We start from the raw sequence: 924 nt of genomic DNA, 5'->3' as shown, positions 1-924 counted from the left end.
GTGCTGGGGCACGTCTGAAGCACACGGCGAAACGTCCCGGCGACAAAGCTTGCTTCTGCGCATTGCGATGCGTAGCCTACCAACCGTGCGCTTGTCGTCTGGAGCGCGCCGAATGCCGTCCAATCGACGCGGCGCCCAGTGCTAAAATCGTTTCCCCGTACTTCTGCGATCTCATTCCCATGTTTTGCGAAGGGTTCGAGAGAATGCTCCAGGGGACTTCCCCCGCGCCCCATTTACAGCGGCAGAACTCAACCCGTTCGACGAGGCTGCGCCCACTGGTTCGCCGTCCGTTCGTAGTGAGCAGAAATTGCTGTCTTCAGTGCGGAGTGAACTGGATGCTCGAAACCGACCTGTCGAACTGGGGCCGGCACGAGTGGTTCGTCTATACCATTCGTCGAGCATTCCCGAGCCATGCAGCGTTTCGGCTCCTGCTTCGCAGGTGGAAACCTGATTTTCCAGCACTCACGCTCGTGAACGCCACGGATGCGGTGAGCCCGGAGTGGCGATATGAAATGTCGATACAGCCAGGATCGCTTCCCTGATTTTAACGGGCTAGCGCCGGCCGCCGCCGCGTGCGCCTCCGCCTCCGCTGCCACTACGAGCAGTGCCGCCCCCACGGTTGAAGTTCGAAGACTGCACGCTCGCTTGTCCGCGATTGTAGTCGCGCTGTGCCGTGCCGCCTCCGCCGACGCCCTGGAATGCCGAGTCGCGGCTTCCTCCCGAGTAACTGCCGCCGCTTCTGTCGCCGGTCTGCACGTTTGACGAACCGACACGAGTGGGCGTTTGCGCGCGATTGTTCGCCGCCGCACTTCGATTGGGCGTCTGTGCGCGATTGATGGCTGGGGGGTCGCGGTTGGGGGTCTGCGCGCGATTGTTGGCTGAGGCCGTGCGATCCGACGTCTGCGCGCGATTGTTGGCCGAGGC

General features: G+C 62.7%; 1 protein-coding gene and 1 pseudogene. One reads left to right on the top strand and one right to left on the bottom strand.

Features of this window, described 5'->3' with window-relative positions; all coding sequences use genetic code 11:
- Positions 1-335: 335 nt before the first annotated feature.
- Entirely contained in the window at positions 336-542 is a 207-nt protein-coding gene (locus tag AWB67_RS40520) for a hypothetical protein (protein WP_125477903.1), read from the top strand.
- A 10-nt stretch (positions 543-552) separates the two neighbouring features.
- Here the strand turns inward: AWB67_RS40520 and AWB67_RS42895 are convergent.
- A pseudogene (locus AWB67_RS42895) lies at positions 553-924 on the bottom strand (DUF3300 domain-containing protein); the annotation flags it as partial.

The organism is Caballeronia terrestris (assembly GCF_001544515.1).
GTDB classification, from domain to species: Bacteria; Pseudomonadota; Gammaproteobacteria; order Burkholderiales; family Burkholderiaceae; genus Caballeronia; species Caballeronia terrestris.
Note: the sequence above shows the minus strand (reverse complement) of the source record. Positions and strands in the feature narration are given on the sequence as shown.